Origin of the sequence: Bradyrhizobium sp. BRP23, from assembly GCF_020194135.1 — a bacterium.
In the GTDB taxonomy this organism is placed as follows: Bacteria; Pseudomonadota; Alphaproteobacteria; order Rhizobiales; family Xanthobacteraceae; genus Bradyrhizobium; species Bradyrhizobium yuanmingense.
In genome coordinates, this window is record NZ_JADYVW010000002.1 from 478,763 (window position 1) to 498,374 (window position 19,612).

The window sequence follows — 19,612 nt, forward strand, 5'->3', positions numbered from 1 at the left end:
AAATGTCCTTGACAGGGTTCGGTCAGGCCGCGGAGGGCGCTTGGGCTGAAGGAATTCGGGTTGCAGGGGCGATTGCGGCGATGAGGCGGTCGAGCTCGGCCTCGTTGCGGGCGGAGCCGCGGATGTAACGGTCGGGACGAACCAGTGCGGCGATGATGCCGTGCTCGCGCAGCCAGGGCCCAAGATCGTTGGCATCGTCGCTGGTCAGGATCTTGATCCCTGCCTGCGACAGCGCGAGACGCGATGAGAGTGCCGCCGCCGTCTCGACGAGCAGCACGTGGTTGTAGCCGGTCCGGTCATCGCTGCGGCTGGCGTCGGTCAACGTGAACTGCGGCGCGAGATGTCCGGCGAGCGGCAGGTCGCCGAACACTAGTCCGGGGCCGAGCAGGGGCTTCTTCACATCCAGCTTGACCGGCGCGTTCTCGCGCGCTTCGCCGGCGGCAAGGCCGGCCTCGATCGCCTTGGTGTTGATGACACCGCCGAGGCGAATGGCGAGCTCGATGAACGCGCGCACATGCGGCAGCCGTTCGCTCTGATAGGTGTCGAGCAGATCGGGCGCGGCGCCTTCGCGGATCACGCTCGCCAGCTTCCAGGCGAGGTTGGCGGCATCGCGAATGCCGGCGCACATGCCCTGGCCGAGGAACGGCGGGGTCTGGTGCGCAGAATCGCCCGCGAGCAGCAATCGCCCGTTCCGCCATTGCTGCGCGATGACCGAATGGAACGTGTAGACCGCGGCGCGCTCGATCTCGGCATCGGCGGGCGTGATCCAGCGCGACAGCAGCTCCCAGACCTTCGCGGGTTGCGCAACGTTCTGCGAATCCTCGTCCGGGAGAACCGTGATCTCCCAGCGGCGCCGCGTGCCGGTGCCGCGCACGTAAGTCGCGGGCCGGCTGGGATCGCAGTGCTGAAGGCTGTAATCACCGAGGTCGTCGCGCGCGCGCTTGAGCAGGACGTCGATCACGAGCCAGCGCTCGTGGAAGCCGAGGTCGTCCATGCCCGAACCGATGAAGCGGCGCACTAGGGAGCGGGCGCCGTCGCAGCCGATCACGTAGGCGGTTCGGACCTCGCTGAGCCTCCCGTTAGAGAGGTCTTCGCAGCGGACGCGCACGCCGTGCTCGTCCTGATCGAGCGCGAACACCTCGCAGCGGTTGCGCAAGGTGACGTGCGGCCAGCGGGCGAGGCCACCGATCAACGCGTCCTCCAGATCCGGCTGGTGGAAGCGGTAGCTGAGATGCCAGCCCATCGGCGTCAGCGTTTGCGGACGGGACCAGTCCAGCAGCATGCGGCCGGCTGCATCGAGAAACAGCATGCCGGGACTGAGAATGACGTGCGGCAGGATCGCCTCGGCAAGCCCGATGGTCTGGAACACGCGCATGCATTCATCGTCGAAATGCACCGCGCGCGGCAGATGATAGGTCCGCGCCTCGCGCTCCAGCACCAGAGTCCGCACGCCGCACAGGCCGAGCAGGTTGGCGAGCGTGGCGCCCACCGGCCCGCGGCCGACGATCACGACGTCAAACTCTTCCGGGGTGGATTTATCTTGCATGGGGTATCTCTTCCCCAAGCAGGGCCGGCGCATCAACGCCGGCGCGGCAAGTGTCCGCCCAGCGGACGGCCTCTATTCCGCAACAGGAATGGCCGACGCCGTTTCCAGCAGCTGGCTCGCAAACTGCGCGACCGCTTCCTCGATCCCCAGCGCCGAGCGGATCCAGATGATCGAGATGCAGCCGAATACGGCGCCGTCCCGCACGATGGCAACGGCAATCGAAGCCGTCTTGGGATTGTATTCGCCCTCGGTTCGGATCGCGTAACCTCGCGCCGCGGTCTCGGCGATCATGCGGTCGAGCCGGCCCTGGTCGAGGAAGGGGCGGTCGTCGGCCTCATCGATGCGGCGGAGATGATTGATGATGAGATCGCGTTCGCGCGCAGGGCAGGCGGCGAGATAGGCGCGGCCCGCAGACGTGCGCAGCATCGGCAGGCGCTTGCCGATCATGCCGCGGTCGATCGAGAGCGGGCTGCGAGAGTGGGTGGTCTCCTGCACCACCATCGCCGCGTTCTCGTAAGTCGAGAGATCGACCGGCCAGACCAGCTTCTTGCTGAGATCGGCGAGATAAGGCGCCGCCGCCTGGCAGATCACCACGCCGGGATCGTAGCCGTCGCCGAGGCTTAGGGCACGCCGGGTGACCCGAAATCGGTCGTCGCTGGCGCTGCGGGCGATATAGCCGAGCTCCTCCAGGGTTTCGAGGAGGCGGTAGACGGTGGGTCGGGGCAGGTCGAGCGCGCGGGCGACGTCGCCGGCGCGGATGCCGCCGGAGCGGTTGACCTCGTGCAGCACGTCGAGCCCGCGCTTGAAGGCACGGACGCCCTCAGACTGCCGAGGCTGGCCGTTCCGCGTCCGCTCCTTGGACACTTCCTATTTCCTCCCTTGTGGCACATCGCGGCGCGCTTATTGTCGCCTGCGAACGCGAGGCGATTGCGGAACGCCACCGTAGGATCGCGCGCGGCCGGTATCAAGCTCGCCGCAACACGGCGACCGCGATGCCTTCGGGAGGAGTTCGATGGAAATCGCAGCGCTCGGCTATATCGGAATCAGCTCATCACAGCTCGAGCAGTGGAGCCGGATGGCGACCGGGCTGCTCGGCATGCAGCAGGTCGATCGCGGCGGCAAGATGCGGGCCTTTCGCATGGACGACCGCAAGCAGCGGCTGATCGTCGACGGCGGCAGCGATGCCGGCCTTGCGGTGATGGGATGGGAAGTTCCTTCGACCGCCGAACTGGATAAGCTGGCAGGACGGCTCGAAAGCCATGGCATCAGGGTGGTCCGAGGTTCGCGCGCACTCGCTGACGAGCGGCATGTCGCCGAGCTGATCGCGTTCACTGACCCCGCCGGCAACCGGCTGGAGGCCTTTTGCAAGCCGGAGCTTGCGAGCGAGCCGTTCAGGCCGGGTCGCCCGATCTCGGGCTTCCGCACCGGCGCGCTCGGCATGGGGCATGTCGTGCTCAATGTGGAGGACGTCGAGCCGCTGTTGCCGTTCTATCGCGACGTGCTCGGCTTTCACGTCTCCGATTTCGGGCTGAAGCCTTACGGGCTTTATTTCTTCCACGTCAACGGCCGCCACCACTCCTTTGCGATGGTCGGCTCGGGGCGAAAGGCGATGCATCACTTCATGGTCGAGCTCGGCTGCCTCGATGATGTCGGGCAGGGCTACGACCTCGCGCAGATGGACGAGGGGCGCATCGCCTACACGCTGGGCCGGCACACCAATGATCACATGACCTCGTTCTACGTGAATACGCCATCCGGCTTCTTCATCGAATATGGCTGGGGCGGACGCGTCATCGATCCCGAGACCTGGCAGCCGCACGAGACCTTTGATGGGCCCTCGCTGTGGGGCCACGAGCGGCTGCATATGCCGGAAGAGCAGCGCACGCGATTGCGCGACATGCGGCTCGACGCGGCTGCCCGCGGCGTGCGCGTCGCCGATCCGCGCGTGCCGCCGCTCAATTGCGCGTGGCTGGACTCGGTGGTCGCGCGTGAGTGACCTGCGGCGCCGCGATCAGGCTTCGCCGAGATCGACCTCGGTCAAGATGCCCTGGCGCAGCGCCAGCCGGACCAGCTCGATGTCGGAGCCGACGCCGAGCTTGTCCTTGATCAGCGAGTGCAGGTTCGCCACCGTCTTCGGGCTGACATGCAGCGTCTCGGCGATCTCCTCCGTCGTGTTCTCGGCGAGCAGCAACCGCAGCACCTCGAACTCGCGTGGCGTCAGCACGTCGGCGGCGGAGCTCTCGCCGCTGATGCGGCTGAGCGCAAGCTCGTGGTCGATGTCGGGGCTGATGGCAATCTTGCCGGCGAGCACGTCCTTGACCGCGCGCACCAAGGTCTCGGGCGGGCTGGTCTTGGTGACGTAGCCCCGTGCACCGGCGCGGATCGCCTGCACGGCAAATCCGGCGTTCTCGTGCATGGTGAAAACGAGAATCCGTGCCGCCTTGTCCCACTGCCTGATCCGCCTGACGGCCTCGATGCCGCCTATGCCGGGCATGCTGAGGTCCATGATGACGAGGTCGGGCGTCTCGGATTTGTAGAGGCGATAGGCTTCCGCTCCGTCGGCCGCCTCGGCGACAACGCGCAGGCCCGGCTGCTTCTGCAGCACCGAGCGATAGCCCTCACGGACGACGGAATGGTCGTCGACCAGCAGGATGGTCGCTTCCGCCGTGCTCATGCAGCGTGCTCCAGGGCCTCAGAGGCGGCAGCCGGGAGCGGAATGAATACGCGCAGCGAGGAGCCCTGAAGGCCGGTCTCGAAGCTGATCCGGCCGCGAAGCGCGGCGACGCGCTCGCGCATGCCCAGCAGGCCCATGCCCGATTTTGCGGAAGCCTCGTTCGGCCGGCCATCGTCCTCGACCACGAGAGCAATCTCGCTGTCGGCCATGGTCAGATGCAGGCTGACCTTCGTTGCACCGGCATGCTTGGCCGCGTTGGTGAGTGCCTCCTGCACGATCCGATAGAGGTTGGCACTGACGGAGGCGGGCACGCTGTCGAAGGCGCCGTCGAACCGGATCTCGAAGCGCGGCTGGCCGCGGCTGCGGCCGTTCCATCCCGAGACCAGGCCTTCGAGGCTAGCGACGAGGCCGAGCTCGTCGACATCGGGCGGCCGCAGCCGGAACAGCGCGCCGCGCAGCGTCTCCATCATGCCTGTCGCGGTGCGGGCGATGCTGTCGCATTCGCCGAGCAGGTCGGGACAGTCCTGTGCCGCAGTCTGGCGGGCGGATGCGGCCAGCGCGCGGATCGCGGCGAGGGACTGGCCGAATTCGTCGTGCAGTTCGCGGGCGAGATGGCGGCGCTCCTCGTCCTGGAGCGCGATCAGCTTCCGCGTCAGCTCGTTGCGCTCGGCAAGCGCAGTGTCGAGGCTTTCGGCGAGGTGGTTGAAGACGTCGCGGATGGCGGAGAGCTCGGCGAGATCGAACGGCGGCAGCCGCGTGGTGAGGTCGCCGGCGGCGATGCGTTCGAGGCCGCTGCCGATCATGCGGGTGGGGCGCAGGGCACGGGCCAGTGCGGCATAGACCAGCGCACAGAGCAGCGGCAGCGCGATCGCAAGCGCGATCATCAGGCGGCCGGCCTCGTGCCAGGCCTCCGCCGTCTGCACCGCCGGATCGATCGAGACCACGGTCTCGCCGAGCTTGGTTCCGCGCACGATCACGGGCCGCGCCGCCTCGCGGCCCGGGTCGAACAGGCTGCGATAGAAGGCGGAGAAGGCTTGCGGCGGCGGGCTCGCCGGGGCAGGCGCGCCGCTACAGAAGCGCTGCAGCATGTCGCCGCTCGCGCTGCGGAAGCCGAGGCAGAGGCCGGGCGTCATCACATGGGCCGACACCGGGTCGAGGTCCGGAAAGTCCGAGCGGGGGCTCGCCCCCCATTGCACCTTGCCTTGCTGCAGCTCGAGCGTCTTGGCCACGATGGCGGCGATCCCGTCGATCCGCGCATGCGCGGCGTTATCGGCGGCGACGAGGAAATAGGTCGAGATCACGGCGAAGCAGGCAGCCGAGATCGCGGCCACGCGCAGCGTCAGACGGACCTTGAGATCGAATCTCGGGCGATTCCACATCGGCTTGCACCTGGTGCGAACGGGCTTGTCGCGCCTCATTAAAGGGCAGAACGCCGGCGGCGGGAAGCGTTCCCGACTTGCCGCACCGCAATGTCGTGAAAATTTCCCGGCATTGGTCGGGATAGTGGCAGCTGCGGGGCCTGAGGCGGCCCGTCCAGATTTTCGTCCCATCCACGAGGTCCGTTCATGCACCGCTGCCGCCTGGTTCTCTCCGCCTGTCTCCTCTTCGTCCTCTCTTGCTCGCCCCTCGCTGCGCAGGCCGCCATCGGCGTCGCCATGGACGATTTCAGCTACACCGACACTTCGGGCGAGCCGACCGACCAGACCGCGGCCCACGAGCGGCGGCTGGCGGCGTTCATGGCCGCGCTTCGAAGGGACATCGAGGCAGACCAGCGCTACCGCTTGGTGCGATCCGTCCAAGACGGAGCGGTGTTCAAGGTGGTCGGCGGCATTCAGAAGACGAGCACGCTGGTGCAATGGGCCAAGGTCGCCGTGATCGACGTCGGCGCCAAGACGCTTGTGCTGGACAAGCTCTACAGCTTCCGCGGCGACAATGACGAGGCATGGGAGCGCGCCCAGATGTTCGTGTCTCGCGAGGTCATGGCCGCGCTCGGCACGCCTGCGCCGGTCGCGCTTGCCGTGTTCGATTTCGAGCTCGAGGACATGACGGCCGCCTCAGCGGGGACGTCCGGTGCGTCGGATGCGTCATATCTCGCGGAGGTCACTGGCGGTGTGCGCGAGGCGCTCGGCCAATCCGGCCGCTATCGCATCGTCGAGGTCGGCGCAGAGGCGGGGAAGGCCGGCGCTTTGCGGGATTGCGGCGGCTGCGAGGTCTCCATTGCGCGCAAGCTCGGCGCGGACCAATCACTGATCGGCGTGGTGCGCCGCGTCAGCCGCACCGAATACACGCTCGGCTTCCAGGTGCGCGATGCCAGGACCGGCGCGGTGCTGGCGCGTGGCGACAGCGGACTACGCATGGGCGCCGACTATTCCTGGAAGCGCGGGGCCGTGCGGCTGGTCACCGACCGGCTGATCGAGGGGCAACAGGCCAACGACGCGCCTAGAAGGTAAGCTGGACCTTCATCGACTGCGCGCGGTCGCTGGCGAGCTCGAAGGCCGCGGCCGCATTCTCGAACGGCATGGTGGCCGTGATCAACGGCTTGACGTCGATCAGGCCGTCGCCCATCAGGCGCACCGCGAGCTCGAATTCGGGATCGAAGCGGAACGTGCCGCGCAGCTGCAATTCCTTAGCGACGATCGTGTTGATCGGCAGCGTCATCTCGCCGCCGAGGCCGAGTTGCACCAGCGTCGCGCCGGGCCTCAGCACGTCGAGCGCGGTGCGGAGCGCGGCCTGGTTGCCGGAGGCCTCGAACAGCGTGTCGAACGCGCCCTTGCCGGCGCGCCAGGGATCGAGCGCAGTGGCATTGGTCGCGACGTTGATAGCATGCGTGGCGCCGAGCTTTTTCGCGACCGCGAGCGGGGCGTCGGCCACATCGGTGACAACAATCTCCGACGCGCCGCCGAAGCGCGAGACCAAAATCATCAGCGCGCCGATCGGACCGCAGCCGGTGATCAGCACGCGCTTGCCGAGCAGGGGACCGGCCTGCTTGCCGGCATGCAGGCACACCGCAAGCGGCTCGGCGACCGCGGCTTCCGCCAGCGACAGCTTGTCTGAGATCGGCACGGCCTGCGTCGCGTCGACCGTGATGAACTCGCGAAAGCCGCCCTGCACATGGGGAAAGCGCATCGCGCTGCCGAGGAAGCGCATGTCGAGGCACTGGTTGCGCATGCCTTCCTGGCAATGCAGGCAAGCCCCGCACGGTTTGCTCGGGTTGACCGCGACGCGCGTGCCCGGCCTGACATTGGCGAGGCCGTCACCGACGTCAGCGACGACGCCGGCGATCTCGTGACCCAGGGCCATCGGTTGCTGAATCCGCACGACACCGAAGCCGCCGTGATGATAGTAGTGCAGATCGGAGCCGCAGATTCCGCCATTGGCGATCTTGACGCGGACCTCGCCAGGGCCGGCGGCGGGATCGGCATAGTTGTCGATCCGCAGGTCCTTCGGGGCGTGGATGACGACGGCGCGCACGGCTTGCTCCTTCGTGGTCTTGGCGATCACATCGCGGCGATCATGCCGCCATCGACATAGATGATCTGGCCGTTGACGTAGGTCGACGCATCCGAGGCGAGGAAGATCGCGGCGCCCACCAGCTCATCCGGCTTGCCCCAGCGCTTGGAGGGGATGCGGCCCATCAGCCAATTGTTGAAATCGGCGTTGTTGACCAGTGCCTCGTTCATGTCGGTGAGCATGTAGCCGGGGCCGATCGCATTGGCCTGGATGCCGTGCTGGGCCCATTCCACCGCCATCGAACGGGTCAGGTTCTTGATGCCGCCCTTGGCCGCGGTGTAGGGCGCAATGGTCGGGCGGGCGAGCTCGCTGCCGAGCGAGCCGATATTGATGATCTTGCCGTGCTTGCGCGGGATCATGCGCTTGGCCGCCTCGCGGCCGATCACGAAGGCGCTGGTGAGGTTGGTCTCGATCACCTTGCGCCATTCGTCGGTGGTGAACTCGACCAGCGGCTTGCGGTGCTGGATGCCGGCATTGTTGACGAGGATGTCGACGGCGAGGCCTTGTCTGTCGAACTCGTTGAAGGCGGCGACGATTGCGGGCTCATCGGTGACGTTGAAGGCAGCGCCTTCGGCCTGATGGCCGGCGGCGCGAAACTCGGCGACGGCCTGCTCGACGCGCTTGGGATCGACGCCGTTGATGATGATCTTCGCGCCGGCCTTGGCCATGCCTTCGGCGATGGCACGGCCGAGACCGCGGGAGGAGCCGGTGACGAGCGCGGTGCGGCCGGAGAGATCGAAAAGGGAAGTGCTCATCTCAAGAATTCCTCAGACGTTAGAGCGGCGCACGGTGAGATCGGTGCGCTCGAAGACGGCAGGCAAGAGGTCGACGCCCAGGCCGGGGCCTTCCATCGGGAAGACATAGCCGTCCTTGATGGTGGGCATCGTGGTGACGAGCTCATTGTACCAGCCCTTGTAGAAGGCGCGCACGGATTCCTGGATCAGGGTGTTGGGCTGGCTGAAGGACATGTGGATAGCCGCGATGAAGCCGATCGGGCCAATACAGTCATGAGGAGCAAAAGGCCGGTGATAGGTCTCGGCCATTGCCGCGATCTTGCGGCCTTCGGTGAGACCGCCGGTCCAGCACAGATCGGCCATCACCACGTGCATGGCGTCGCGGTCGAGCATGTCCTTGTAGGGGAAGCGCGAGCCCAGCGTCTCGCTGGCGCAGACCCAGACGTCGGTCGAACGGGCATATTCGGCCAACGCCTGCGGCGAGTTCATCCGGATCGGGTCCTCGTACCAGGTCGGCTTGTAGGGCTCGAGCGCACGGGCGATCTGCTTGGCGGTCGGCAGATTCCAGAGCGAATGGAGCTCGACCATGATCTCCATCTTGTCGCCGACGGCTTTGCGGATCTTCTCGAACGGCTCAATCGCCTGCTTCATCTGTGCGGCGGTGATGTAGAGGCCCTTGTTCTCCTGCGCGGCGGGATCGAACGGCCAGATCTTCATCGCCGAGATGCCGCTTTCGAGCAGGCTTTCGGCGAGCGCATCGGCATGGTTCATGAAGCCGTCGAGATCTTCATAGGGCCCCTGGGAGGCGCCGAGATTCCAATTGGCCACCGGGCTGATATTGGTCGAGCGCACATATTGCGTGCCGGCGCAGGTGTTGTAGATGCGCTGCTTGTCGCGGCAGAGGCCCCCGAGCATCTGGTGCACCGGCTGACCGCAGACCTTGCCGAATAGATCCCACAGCGCGATGTCGATCGCTGATGCCGCGCGGTATTCGACGCCGGTCGAGGACTGCGCCATCGGCAGATTCAACATGTCGCGATGGATCGCTTCGATGTGCAGGGGATTGCGGCCGAGCAGGCGGCCGGCAAAGGTGTCGTGGATCTGCGCTTCGACCGCGCCGGCGCCATAGAAGGTTTCGCCGAGACCGATCAGACCAGTGTCGGTGTGGATGCGGACCCAGATGACGTTGGAAAATTCCTCGGTGCGCAATGTCTCGATCGACGTGATCTTCACGGCAAGTATCCTCCCATCGAACGGCGCTTCGCACCTGACGTCTCATTTTGCGCTGCAGCATGCTGCAGGTCGTGCCGACGTCTTACGCTTGCTTGTAATATATCACAACATGTTTTAAGGGTACCACGAACAAGGCGCCACCCAGCAACGAGAGCGCGGGCTGACGGGAGAGGACGGCATGGCACGGCGCAAGCGCGCACTCGCGGTGGTGAGACACGGCGACGGGGAGGGCAGGCCCTCCCGACGCAACCGTCTCAACTTCTTCGAGCTGGCTTATCAGAGGATCGAGGAGCTGCTCGTTCATTGCGAGCTCAAGCCCGGACAATTCATGACGATGCTGGAATTGCAGCAAATCACCGGTTTCGGCCGCACGCCGGTGCATCACGCCGTCAATCGTCTCTCCGCCGACACCCTCATCATCATCCGGCCGCGTCACGGCCTGCACATTGCGCCGATCGATCTGGCGCGCGAGCGCATGCTGCTGGCCTTACGCCGCGACATGGAGCGCTTCGTGATCCGCCTCGCGGCCGATCGTGCCAGCCTGTCGCATCGCAATCAGGCGCTGCACATCGAGCGCCTGCTGCGCGAGCGCCGCGCCAGCCTGACGCTCGACGAATTCAATCATATCGACCGCCGCATCGATGCGCTGGTGCTGGAGGCCGCCGGCGAGCCGTTCCTGGTGCATACGCTGCGGCCGCTGCACACGCTGTATCGGCGCATCGGCTACATCCATCATCGCTTCATGCCGGGGCAGGCGGATCTGTCAGGCACGATCGATCATCATCTCGCCATTCTTGCAGCCGTTGCCAACCGCCGCGTCGAGGAGGCGGTGAAGGCGAGCGACGCGTTGATCGACTACATGGGCGAGATGTTTACGGGCATGGAGGCGGGGATCGATCCGCGCCTGCTCGATTGCAGCATCGAGCCGCTGCTCGGCGCGTAGGGCTTGATCCGGAAAAATGTGAGGCGGTTCTCCGAAGAGATCATGCGCAAGACAACAAGCTAAAGCGCGAGGAGATCCTGATCTCATCGCGCTTCAGAGAGTTGTGACGAAAGGAAGAAGAATGTCAACGATGGCGATGCCACAGGCGACCGCGAGCGAAGCCGCGGTCCGCTACCTCATCACGAACTACAGTCCCAAAGGCAACAAGGTCGGTTGGCTGATGATGGCCTCGATCCTGGTCGAGGCCTGGGACCTCTATTCGATCGCCTTCGTGCTGATCTTCATCAAGGAGCAGTACAATCCCGATCCGCTGATGCTCGGCCTCGCCGCCGCGGGCACGCAGGGCGGTGCCTTGATCGGCGCGCTGCTCGGCGGCTGGCTGTCCGACAAGATCGGCCGCCGCGTGATGTTCCTGGTGACGATGGTGCTGTTCATCGTACTGGCGCTGGCGCAGGCCTTCGTACCCAGCGTCGGCTGGCTCGTCGTGATCCGCTTCCTGCTCGGCATTCCGCTCGGCTCCGACATCTCGACCGGCTACACCTACATCATGGAATCCATGGCCAAGGGCGAGCGCGAGGTCATGGGCAACCGCTGGCAGTTCATGTTCGCCGTCGGTGAAGTTCTCACCATCGGCGTGATCGTGATCTTCCTTCTGGTCGACATGAACCACGAGATGCTGTGGCGCGTGACGCTCGGTCTCGGTGCCGTGCCGGCACTGATCATCCTGATCATGCGCCACGACGTGCCGGAGACGGCGGTGTGGCTGGTGCAAAAGGGGCGCTACCGCGAGGCCAAGCAGGTCGCGCGCGAGATGTTCAACGACAATCTCGATATGCTGCCGGATCGGGACGTCGAGGTTCCCAAGACCAGCACGCGCGCATTCCTCGCTGACCTCAGGAAGGATCCGATTCGCTGGCGTGCCACCCTTTATGGCTGGATCGCCTGTTTCGCCCAGGCGAGCGAGTTCTCGACCTTCGCATTCTATCTGCCGGTGCTGTTTGTGATGGTCGGCGTATCGAGCGTGCTTGGCATCAATGTGGTGACGATGGCGCTGTTCTCTTTCGCCGCCCTGTCGGGCTGGGTCGGACCCTTGCTGACGCCGAAGATCGGCCATCGTGGCATCGCCATCGCCGGCTTCGGCATCGTGCTGGTTTCGCTGCTGGTCGCGGCCTTCGCGCTCTACACCGACAACAAGATCCTGCTGCCGTTCGCCGCCGCCGGCATGCTCTGGGGCCATTATTGGGATGCGTCGAACTGCATGACGATCCCGACCATGGTCGCCCGTCCGCGATATCGGGGCACCGCAAGCGGCTTCGCCTACATGTTCGTGAAGCTGCCGTCGTTCCTGGCGATCTTCCTGTTCCCAACGGTGTTTGCCGCGATCGGGCAGGCGAACGCCACGCTGATGGTCGCGATCTTCCCGCTGGTAGGCCTGCTTGCCGCGATCTTCATCCTGCCGGAAGTCTACGGCTACGAGAACGACTGACGATGAGCGCTATCTGATCGCGGCGGCTAACGCCGCGATCAGGGCCGGCGGCGTCACCAGCAGGCCGAGCTTGAGGAACGGCCAGGCGCCGACCTCGATTTTCTCGCGGCGGAGCGCGACCAGCCAGAGGATGGTGGCGAGCGAGCCGGTGACCGACAGATTTGGGCCGAGATCGACGCCGATCAGGATCGCGCTGACGACGGGCACCGGCAGATGATCGCCGGCGGCAACCGAGCCGGCGACGAGGCCGACCGGGAGATTGTTGGCGATGTTGTCGGCGAGCGCGGTGGCAATGCCCACGCTCCAGGCCGCCTGCGGGACTGATTGAGCTACCGCCTGGTGCAGCAACGCGTTGAGCTGCGCGATCACGCCGGTCTTGATCAACGCCTCCACCATGACGAAGAGCCCGCCGACGAGCGGCAACACGCTCCAGGACACCCCGCGCAGCACGGGCAAGGGTGATTGCCGGCTGAGCAGCAGCACGATCGCGGCCGTCACGCCGCCGCAGATAAAGGTCGGCAGGCCGAGCTGCTTGTCGAGCGCTGACGCCGTGACCAGCACGATGCCGATCGCGACGATGCCTATTGCGGTGAGCTTGCCGCCGCGGCCGAGCTTGGGATGCGGCACGCTGCGCGCGATCGTCTCTTCCTTCAGCGCGCGGTGCTGGGTCAGGCGCAGCACGATGTAGGTCAGCAGGATCGACGCCGCCGCGGGCAAGGCGAACAGGCGTAGCCATTCCGTCAGGTGCGGCATGCGCGCGCCGAACACGACGAGGTTGGCGGGGTTGGAGATCGGCAGGACGAAACTCGCGGCATTGGCGATGAAGGCGCAGACGAACAGATAAGGCAGCGGCTTGGCACCGGCCGCGCGCGTCGCGGCATAGACGGCCGGCGTCAGCACGATCGCGGTGGCATCGTTGGAAAGCAGCACGGTCACGAGCGTGCCGACGAGATAGATAAGAAGAAACAGCCGCTGCGGCGAGCCGCGTGCGTATTCCACCGCGAGCGCGGCGAGATAATCGAACAGGCCTTCGAGCCGCGCCAGCTCGGCGATCAGCATCATTCCGATCAGGAAGAGATAGACGTCGAGGCCTTTCTCGATGCCGACAAGCGCGTCCTGCCAAGGCAGCAAGCCTGATAGCACCAGGGCGCTCGCGCCGATCGCGGCCCAGATCGCCTCGGGCAGGCGAAACGGCCGGATGATGACGCAGGCGGTCGCGACGAAGATGATGCTCCAGGCCCAGATGGCGTCAGACGGCACGTTCAGTCCTTGAGGTTCGGTCAGTCATTCGGCATCGATAACCGATGCGGGAACGGCTGTCTTCCCCTAGAGTCTTGCCGCGGCAACGGACTGGAATTCGTGGCTGCTTCTCGCGAATGTGACACTCACCTTGCCACCGACAGCTTCTCCATGATCGCCTTGCGCAGGATGCGCGAGAGCGATTCCACCGAATAGGGCTTCTGGATCAGCTCGAAGCCGCGATGGGCGTTTTCGGCGAGCACGTTGCTGTAGCCGGACGTGAGCACCACGGGCAGGCCCGGATAGCGCTCGCGGACGATGCCGGCGAGCTCGACCCCGTTCATGCCGGGCATGATGACGTCGGAGAATACGAGGTCGACGGCAAATTCATTCTCGCCCAGGATCGCCAGCGCCGCGTTGGCATTGGCGACGCGGCGGACGACATAGCCGAGATCCTCCAGGAGCTCGGTGGAGAAGCGGCCGACCTCGTCGTCGTCCTCGACCACGAGCACGCGATAGCCACGCCCGGTCGTGGCCGCCTCGTGGCTCAGCGCCGCGGCTTCCTTCTCCGTGGTGGGGCTTTGCGCCTGCGGCAGGTAGATGGTGAAGGTGGCGCCTTCACCTTGCACGCTGGTCACCGCAATGTCGCCCTCGGACTGCTTGGCGAAGCCGAAGGCCTGGCTGAGCCCGAGGCCGGTGCCCTTGCCGACCTCCTTGGTGGTGAAGAACGGCTCGAAGATCTGTTCGAGATGTTCCGGCGCGATGCCGCTGCCGGAGTCGGTAACGGAGATCGCGACATAGTCGCCGCGGCGCGCCGATTGTGCGCGCAGGCTCGGTATTCCCGAGACCTTGCGCACGGCGATGGTGAGGCGGCCTTCGCCGTCCATGGCATCGCGGGCGTTGATGGCGAGATTGATCAGCGCGGTCTCGAACTGGGCGATGTCGGCCACCGTAAAGCAACCGGTGTCCCGAACCTCCACGGCGATCTCGATGCGGGCGCCGACCAGCGGCCGCACCAGCTGCGCCACGCCCTCGACCTGGCTGCCGACGTTGAAGATCTGCGGCTTCAGCGGTTGCCGGCGCGCGAAGGCCAGAAGCTGCGCGGTCAGCTTGGAGGCGCGCTCGACCGTGTCTGAGATGGCATCGACGTAGCGTCGGCGGCGCTCCTCCGGCAGCTCGCGGCGGCGCAGGAAATCGGTCGCAGAGCGGATGATGGTGAGAAGATTGTTGAAGTCGTGAGCGACGCCACCGGTGAGCTGGCCGATCGCCTCCATCTTCTGCGACTGCCGCAGCGCTTCCTCGCCGCGGCGCCGCTCGGTGATGTCCACCGCCTCGGGCACGGCGCCGGTGATGTTGCCCTGGCGGTCGAGCACGGGACGCATGCCGAAGTCGAAATCGCGCTCGCCGATCGGAAGGCGCAGGCGCATCTCCAGCCGCACGGGTTCGCCCTTGAGCACGGTGTCGAAGGCCTCGCGCACGGCGGCACTCATGCCCTCCGTGCCGGTGAACCAGGGTGTGTCCCAGAACGGCTTTCCGACCACGTCCGCGGAATTCGCCTTGATGCCGGCGAGCGCGGTCTTGTTGGCGTAGACCAGCTGGCCCTCGAGATTGACCAGGCCCTGATACTGATTGCTCGTCTCCAGGATCGCGCGCAGCCGCGCCTCGTTGGCTTCGAGCTCGGCGGTGCGCTCGGCGATGCGCTCTTCCAGCGTCTCGTTCAGCCGCCGGAGCTCGATCTCGGCCTGCTTGGCGACGGTGACGTCGTGGGCGACGCCGATGAAGCCGATATGCTTGCCGGTCGCATCCCAGCGCGGCTGCGATTCCGAGCGGAGCCAGCGCCATTCGCCGCTGGCGTTCTTGTAGCGCGCTTCCAGCACGAAGGGTTTGAGGGACGCTTCACCCTGGACGGATTGCTGCAGCACGTGCGGCAGGTCGTCGGGATGCAGCACCTTGCGCCAGTCGAAGTCGATGGCCTGGTCGTAGGGCAGGCCGACGAAATCGACATAGGCCTGGTTGGCGAAGGACCGCTTGCGGTCGAGCTTGGTGACCCAGATCGGCACCGGCGCGCTGTCGGCGATCAGCCGGAAGCGCTCCTCGCTTTCGCGCAGCGTCTCGCGCGCCAGCGCCTGATCGGTCATGTCGATATGAGCGCCGACGAGCCGGATGGCGCGGCCGTCCTTGTCGCGCTCGATCTTTGCGACGACACGGATCCAGCGGGTCTCGCTGTCGCTGGGGCGGATGATGCGGTATTCGGCGCTATAGTCCTCGCTCGCTCCGGCGAGCGCTTCGAAGAAATGCTTGACAGTGGCGTCGCGGTCGTCGGGATGGATACGGTTGACCCAATCCTCGTGCGACTCCTCGGCGGCTTCCGGCGGAAGGCCGTGGATCATCAGATATTCGGGCGAACGCCGGTTCTTGAAGCCTTCGCGGAAATCGACCTCGACGCCGCCGACCTTGCCGATGCGCTGGATGCGCGCCAGCTCGGCCTCGCGCTCCTGCAGCGCGCGATAGGCATTGTCGCGCTCGCGCGCGACGTCTTCGAGGTGCTGGCGCAGCCTTTCGGCGGCGATGGTCTCGGGCAAGGGTTCGTTCAAGGCATCGGCCGTTGTCATGCAGGTGCGCACGTGCCGGACCGATATTCACACAGACGGAGCGTGATGGCCATTGTTTAGAGGGCAGGTGGTGCCGGGAAATGGGGGCGCGCGCCTGAACGCAGAGAAGTACGCGGTGGTAACGTCCGGTCTGGCAATTTGTTCCGAATACTGGAACGATCGGCGGATTGAGGCGTCGTCGCGAGGTGCCAGCGCGCTCATAGGCTTTCCTTTCCCACGAGGCTAAATCTTGAAGCTCTTTATCTGCCAGGCCTGCGGCAACGTCCTCTATTTCGAGAACCGCGCCTGCGAACGCTGCGGCCATCGGATCGCCTTCCTGCCAGAGAAGGAGACGATGTCGGCGATCGAGGCCGACGGAGACGCCTGGACCATCCTCGCCGACAAGAGTGAGAGCCGGATGCTGTGCCGGAATGCCGAGTACGACGCCTGCAACTGGCTGACCGACGCAGGCGATAGCACCGGCTATTGCCGCGCCTGCCGCCACAACGGGACCGTGCCGAACCTTTCGGATCCGGCGCAGCTCGCCGGCTGGCGCGAGCTGGAGGTGGCCAAGCACCGGCTGTTCTATTCCCTGATCCGCTGGAAGCTGCCGCTCCAGACCCGCCAGGACAATCCCGAGCATGGCCTGATCTTCAACTTCCTCGCCGACGATCCGCACAGCGGCGAGAAGGTCATGACCGGCCATGACAACGGCCTGATCACGATCGCGCTGACCGAGGCCGACGACATCGAGCGCGAGCGGCGCCGGCTCGAGATGGGCGAGCCGTACCGGACGCTGCTTGGGCACTTTCGCCACGAGGTCGGACATTACTTCTGGGATGTGCTGGTGCGCGATGGCGGCAAGCTCGACCAGTGCCGCGCCGTCTTCGGCGACGATAGCGCCGATTACGGCCAGGCCCTGCAGCGCCATTATGCCGAGGGCGCGCCGCCGGACTGGCAGCAGAACTACGTCTCGGCCTATGCCACGACGCATCCGTGGGAGGATTTTGCCGAGACATGGGCGCATTACCTCCACATCGTCGATGCCCTGGAAATGGCCGCCGAGTTCGGCATGGAGGTGCGTCCCAAGGTCGACCGCGACGGGGAGCTGACGGCGCGCATCCGCTTCAACCCGTACGAGGCCAGGGATGTCGAGGTGCTGGTCAACGCATGGCTGCCCTTCACCTTCGCCATGAACAGCGTCAACCGCGCCATGGGCCTGCGCGACCTCTATCCCTTCATCCTGTCGCCCGCGGTGGTCGGCAAGCTGGGCTTCATTCATGACCTGGTCCGGGACGCGGCCAAGGCCGGAAAGTCCTAGGGATGCCGCACGGCAGGCGCGCCGGGCCCTTTCGGTCTTGCGCTGGTACGCCAAAGGCGGCCCGATTTAGACCGTTGCCTCCGGCCCATTTTGATGTACCACGGGAGCCACACGGCCCCTCCCAAAGGTCCCAACGGCCAGGGAAGGGTCCCGCCCAAGGTCGAGACTCAAGAAAAGCATGTTCAAACGCATTCTGATCGCCAATCGCGGCGAAATCGCCTGCCGGGTCATCAAGACTGCCCGCAAGATGGGAATTCAGACGGTCGCGGTCTATTCCGAGGCCGACCGCGATGCGCTCCACGTCGAGATGGCCGATGAGGCGGTGCTGATCGGCCCGCCGGCCACGGCCGAGAGCTACCTGGTGATCGAGAAGATCGTGGAGGCCTGCCGGAAGACGGGTGCCGAGGCTGTGCATCCCGGCTACGGCTTCCTGTCCGAGCGCGAGGCGTTTCCGCGCGCGCTGGAAGCCGCAGGAATCGTTTTCATCGGCCCGAATCCCGGCGCGATCGCCGCAATGGGCGACAAGATCGAGTCCAAGAAGGCCGCCGCAAAAGCAAAAGTCTCGACCGTGCCGGGCTATCTCGGCGTCATCGAGGACGACAAGCACGCGGTGCGGATCGCCGACGAGATCGGCTACCCCGTCATGATCAAGGCCTCCGCCGGCGGCGGCGGCAAGGGCATGCGCATCGCCCATTCCAAAGCCGAGGTTGCCGAGGGCTTCAACCTCGCCAAGGCGGAGGCAAAGGCCTCGTTCGGTGACGACCGCGTCTTCGTCGAAAAGTTCATCGTCGATCCCCGCCACATCGAGATCCAGGTGCTGGGCGACAAGCACGGCAACGTGATCTATCTCGGCGAGCGCGAATGCTCGATCCAGCGCCGCAACCAGAAGGTCATCGAGGAAGCGCCGTCGCCGCTGCTGGACGAGGCGACCCGCCGCAAGATGGGCGAGCAGGCGGTCGCGCTGGCCAAGGCCGTGAACTACGATTCCGCCGGCACGGTCGAGTTCGTCGCAGGCCAGGACAAGAGCTTCTACTTCCTGGAGATGAATACGCGCCTCCAGGTCGAGCATCCCGTCACCGAGCTCGTCACCGGCATCGATCTCGTCGAGCAGATGATCCGCGTCGCGAGCGGCGAGAAGCTCGCCATCGCGCAGAAGGACGTCACGCTGACCGGCTGGGCGGTGGAATCGCGCCTCTACGCCGAAGATCCGTTCCGCAACTTCCTGCCCTCGATCGGGCGCCTGGTGAAATATCGTCCGCCGGCGGAAGCGAGCCACGACGGCATCACCATCCGCAACGATACCGGCGTGCAGGAGGGCGGCGAGATCTCGATCCATTACGATCCGATGATCGCCAAGCTCGTCACCCATGCGCCCTCGCGCGCGGCGGCGATCGAGGCGCAGGCGACTGCACTGGACTCGTTCTATGTCGATGGCATCCGCCACAACATCCCGTTCCTGTCGGCCTTGATGCATCATCCGCGTTGGCGCGAGGGACGGCTCTCGACCGGCTTCATCGCCGAGGAATTCCCCAAGGGTTTTGCGGTGCGTGTGCCCGAGGGTGAGGTCGCGCGTCGCATCGCCGCGGTCGGCGCCGCGATCGATCACGTGCTCGGAGCGCGCAAACGGCAGATCTCCGGCCAGATGGGCGGCCGCGTCGTGCAGCGCGAGCGGCGCCGCGCGGTCTGGCTCGACCGCCAGGAGATCCTGCTCGAGGTCACGCGCGAAGGCGAGGCGATCGCGATTCGCTTCATCGACGCCGACGGCAAGGCCGGCAACACGCATCTGTTGCAGTCGCCGTGGAAGCCGGGCGATCCGGTCTGGCAGGGCACCATCGACGGTCAGTTCGTCGCCGTGCAGACCCGCCCGATCGCCAACGGCATCCGCCTCGCGCATCAGGGCGTCGAGGTGCCGGTCTATGTCTGGACCGAGGCCGAGGCGGCCTCCGCGCGGCTGATGCCGGTGACCACGGCCTCCGACAGCGGCAAGAAGCTGCTCTGCCCGATGCCGGGCCTCGTCGTCTCGATCGCGGTTAGCGAGGGGCAGGAGGTCAAGGCCGGCGAGACCCTGGCGGTGGTCGAAGCCATGAAGATGCAGAACGTGCTGCGCGCCGAACAGGACGGAACCGTGAAGAAGATCCACGCCAGCGCCGGCGCGACACTCGCGGTGGACGCGCTGATCCTGGAGTTTGCGTAAGATAAAAGATGTGAGTGGGGGGTCTTGCCGGGCCCCAAGCTCACCGTCATTGCGAGCGCAGCGAAGCAATCCAGACTGCCTCTGCGGAAAGACACTGGATTGCTTCGCTGCGCTCGCAATGACGGAGTACGTTGCGGCTGC

The 19,612-nt window shown here is 65.8% G+C and carries 15 protein-coding genes; 6 read left to right on the forward strand and 9 right to left on the reverse strand.

From position 1 onward, the window contains the following. Nucleotides 1-22 precede the first annotated feature (22 nt). Both I6F24_RS06750 and I6F24_RS06755 read right to left on the reverse strand, forming a co-directional pair. Nucleotides 23-1,546, reverse strand: a complete 1,524-nt coding sequence (locus I6F24_RS06750) for a bifunctional 3-(3-hydroxy-phenyl)propionate/3-hydroxycinnamic acid hydroxylase (protein WP_225151451.1) — start codon at nt 1,544-1,546, stop codon at nt 23-25. Between the two features lie 72 nt (nt 1,547-1,618). Continuing rightward, nucleotides 1,619-2,410 (reverse strand): DNA-binding transcriptional regulator, encoded by a 792-nt coding sequence (locus I6F24_RS06755; RefSeq protein WP_036029106.1) that lies wholly within the window; start codon nt 2,408-2,410, stop codon nt 1,619-1,621. A gap of 148 nt (nt 2,411-2,558) precedes the next feature. Between I6F24_RS06755 and I6F24_RS06760 the strand changes: the two genes are divergently transcribed. Continuing rightward, nucleotides 2,559-3,542: a VOC family protein gene (locus tag I6F24_RS06760; RefSeq protein ID WP_225151453.1), complete on the forward strand. Its 984-nt coding sequence runs from the start codon at nt 2,559-2,561 to the stop codon at nt 3,540-3,542. Nucleotides 3,543-3,557: 15 nt separating this feature from the next. On the opposite strand, the gene I6F24_RS06765 is transcribed toward I6F24_RS06760, so the two are convergent. Both I6F24_RS06765 and I6F24_RS06770 read right to left on the reverse strand, forming a co-directional pair. Then, nucleotides 3,558-4,220 (reverse strand): response regulator transcription factor, encoded by a 663-nt coding sequence (locus I6F24_RS06765; RefSeq protein WP_036029111.1) that lies wholly within the window; start codon nt 4,218-4,220, stop codon nt 3,558-3,560. After that, the gene (locus I6F24_RS06770; RefSeq protein WP_225151455.1) at nt 4,217-5,599 is read right to left on the reverse strand and encodes a histidine kinase; all 1,383 of its coding nucleotides are present in this window, start codon (nt 5,597-5,599) and stop codon (nt 4,217-4,219) included. The genes I6F24_RS06765 and I6F24_RS06770 overlap by 4 nt, the downstream gene beginning before the upstream one ends. Before the next feature lie 186 nt (nt 5,600-5,785). Here I6F24_RS06770 and I6F24_RS06775 point away from each other — a divergent pair, with 186 nt between their 5' ends. Then, on the forward strand, nt 5,786-6,670 hold the full coding sequence (locus tag I6F24_RS06775) for a DUF3280 domain-containing protein (RefSeq protein WP_225151457.1): 885 nt from the start codon (nt 5,786-5,788) through the stop codon (nt 6,668-6,670). Here I6F24_RS06775 and I6F24_RS06780 read toward each other — a convergent pair. Genes I6F24_RS06780 through I6F24_RS06790 form a run of 3 tightly spaced genes read right to left on the reverse strand, consistent with a single transcriptional unit; the run spans nt 6,660 to nt 9,697 of the window. Continuing rightward, nucleotides 6,660-7,691 carry an L-idonate 5-dehydrogenase gene (locus I6F24_RS06780; protein ID WP_225151459.1) on the reverse strand — a complete coding sequence of 344 codons (1,032 nt, stop codon included), beginning with the start codon at nt 7,689-7,691 and terminating at the stop codon, nt 6,660-6,662. The two genes, I6F24_RS06775 and I6F24_RS06780, sit on opposite strands and share 11 nt — an antisense overlap. Before the next feature lie 26 nt (nt 7,692-7,717). After that, nucleotides 7,718-8,485, reverse strand: a complete 768-nt coding sequence (locus I6F24_RS06785) for a glucose 1-dehydrogenase (RefSeq protein ID WP_225132552.1) — start codon at nt 8,483-8,485, stop codon at nt 7,718-7,720. A 12-nt stretch (nt 8,486-8,497) separates the two neighbouring features. Next, entirely contained in the window at nt 8,498-9,697 is a 1,200-nt protein-coding gene (locus I6F24_RS06790) for a mandelate racemase/muconate lactonizing enzyme family protein (protein WP_225151461.1), read from the reverse strand. A gap of 178 nt (nt 9,698-9,875) precedes the next feature. Between I6F24_RS06790 and I6F24_RS06795 the strand changes: the two genes are divergently transcribed. Next, nucleotides 9,876-10,640 (forward strand): GntR family transcriptional regulator, encoded by a 765-nt coding sequence (locus tag I6F24_RS06795; RefSeq protein ID WP_225142868.1) that lies wholly within the window; start codon nt 9,876-9,878, stop codon nt 10,638-10,640. A 121-nt stretch (nt 10,641-10,761) separates the two neighbouring features. Continuing rightward, the gene (locus tag I6F24_RS06800) at nt 10,762-12,126 is read left to right on the forward strand and encodes an MFS transporter (protein WP_057029694.1); all 1,365 of its coding nucleotides are present in this window, start codon (nt 10,762-10,764) and stop codon (nt 12,124-12,126) included. A 9-nt stretch (nt 12,127-12,135) separates the two neighbouring features. Here I6F24_RS06800 and I6F24_RS06805 read toward each other — a convergent pair whose 3' ends face one another. Together I6F24_RS06805 and I6F24_RS06810 are read right to left on the reverse strand one after the other, a co-directional pair. Next, nucleotides 12,136-13,386, reverse strand: coding sequence for an arsenic transporter (locus I6F24_RS06805; RefSeq protein ID WP_225151463.1), 1,251 nt, complete (start codon nt 13,384-13,386; stop codon nt 12,136-12,138). A 125-nt stretch (nt 13,387-13,511) separates the two neighbouring features. Beyond that, entirely contained in the window at nt 13,512-15,989 is a 2,478-nt protein-coding gene (locus tag I6F24_RS06810; RefSeq protein WP_225151465.1) for a PAS domain S-box protein, read from the reverse strand. Between the two features lie 217 nt (nt 15,990-16,206). Here I6F24_RS06810 and I6F24_RS06815 point away from each other — a divergent pair, with 217 nt between their 5' ends. Both I6F24_RS06815 and I6F24_RS06820 read left to right on the forward strand, forming a co-directional pair. Further along, nucleotides 16,207-17,277 carry a putative zinc-binding peptidase gene (locus tag I6F24_RS06815; protein ID WP_036029125.1) on the forward strand — a complete coding sequence of 357 codons (1,071 nt, stop codon included), beginning with the start codon at nt 16,207-16,209 and terminating at the stop codon, nt 17,275-17,277. A gap of 178 nt (nt 17,278-17,455) precedes the next feature. Next, entirely contained in the window at nt 17,456-19,471 is a 2,016-nt protein-coding gene (locus tag I6F24_RS06820; RefSeq protein ID WP_225151467.1) for an acetyl/propionyl/methylcrotonyl-CoA carboxylase subunit alpha, read from the forward strand. The last annotated feature ends 141 nt before the right edge of the window (nt 19,472-19,612 follow it).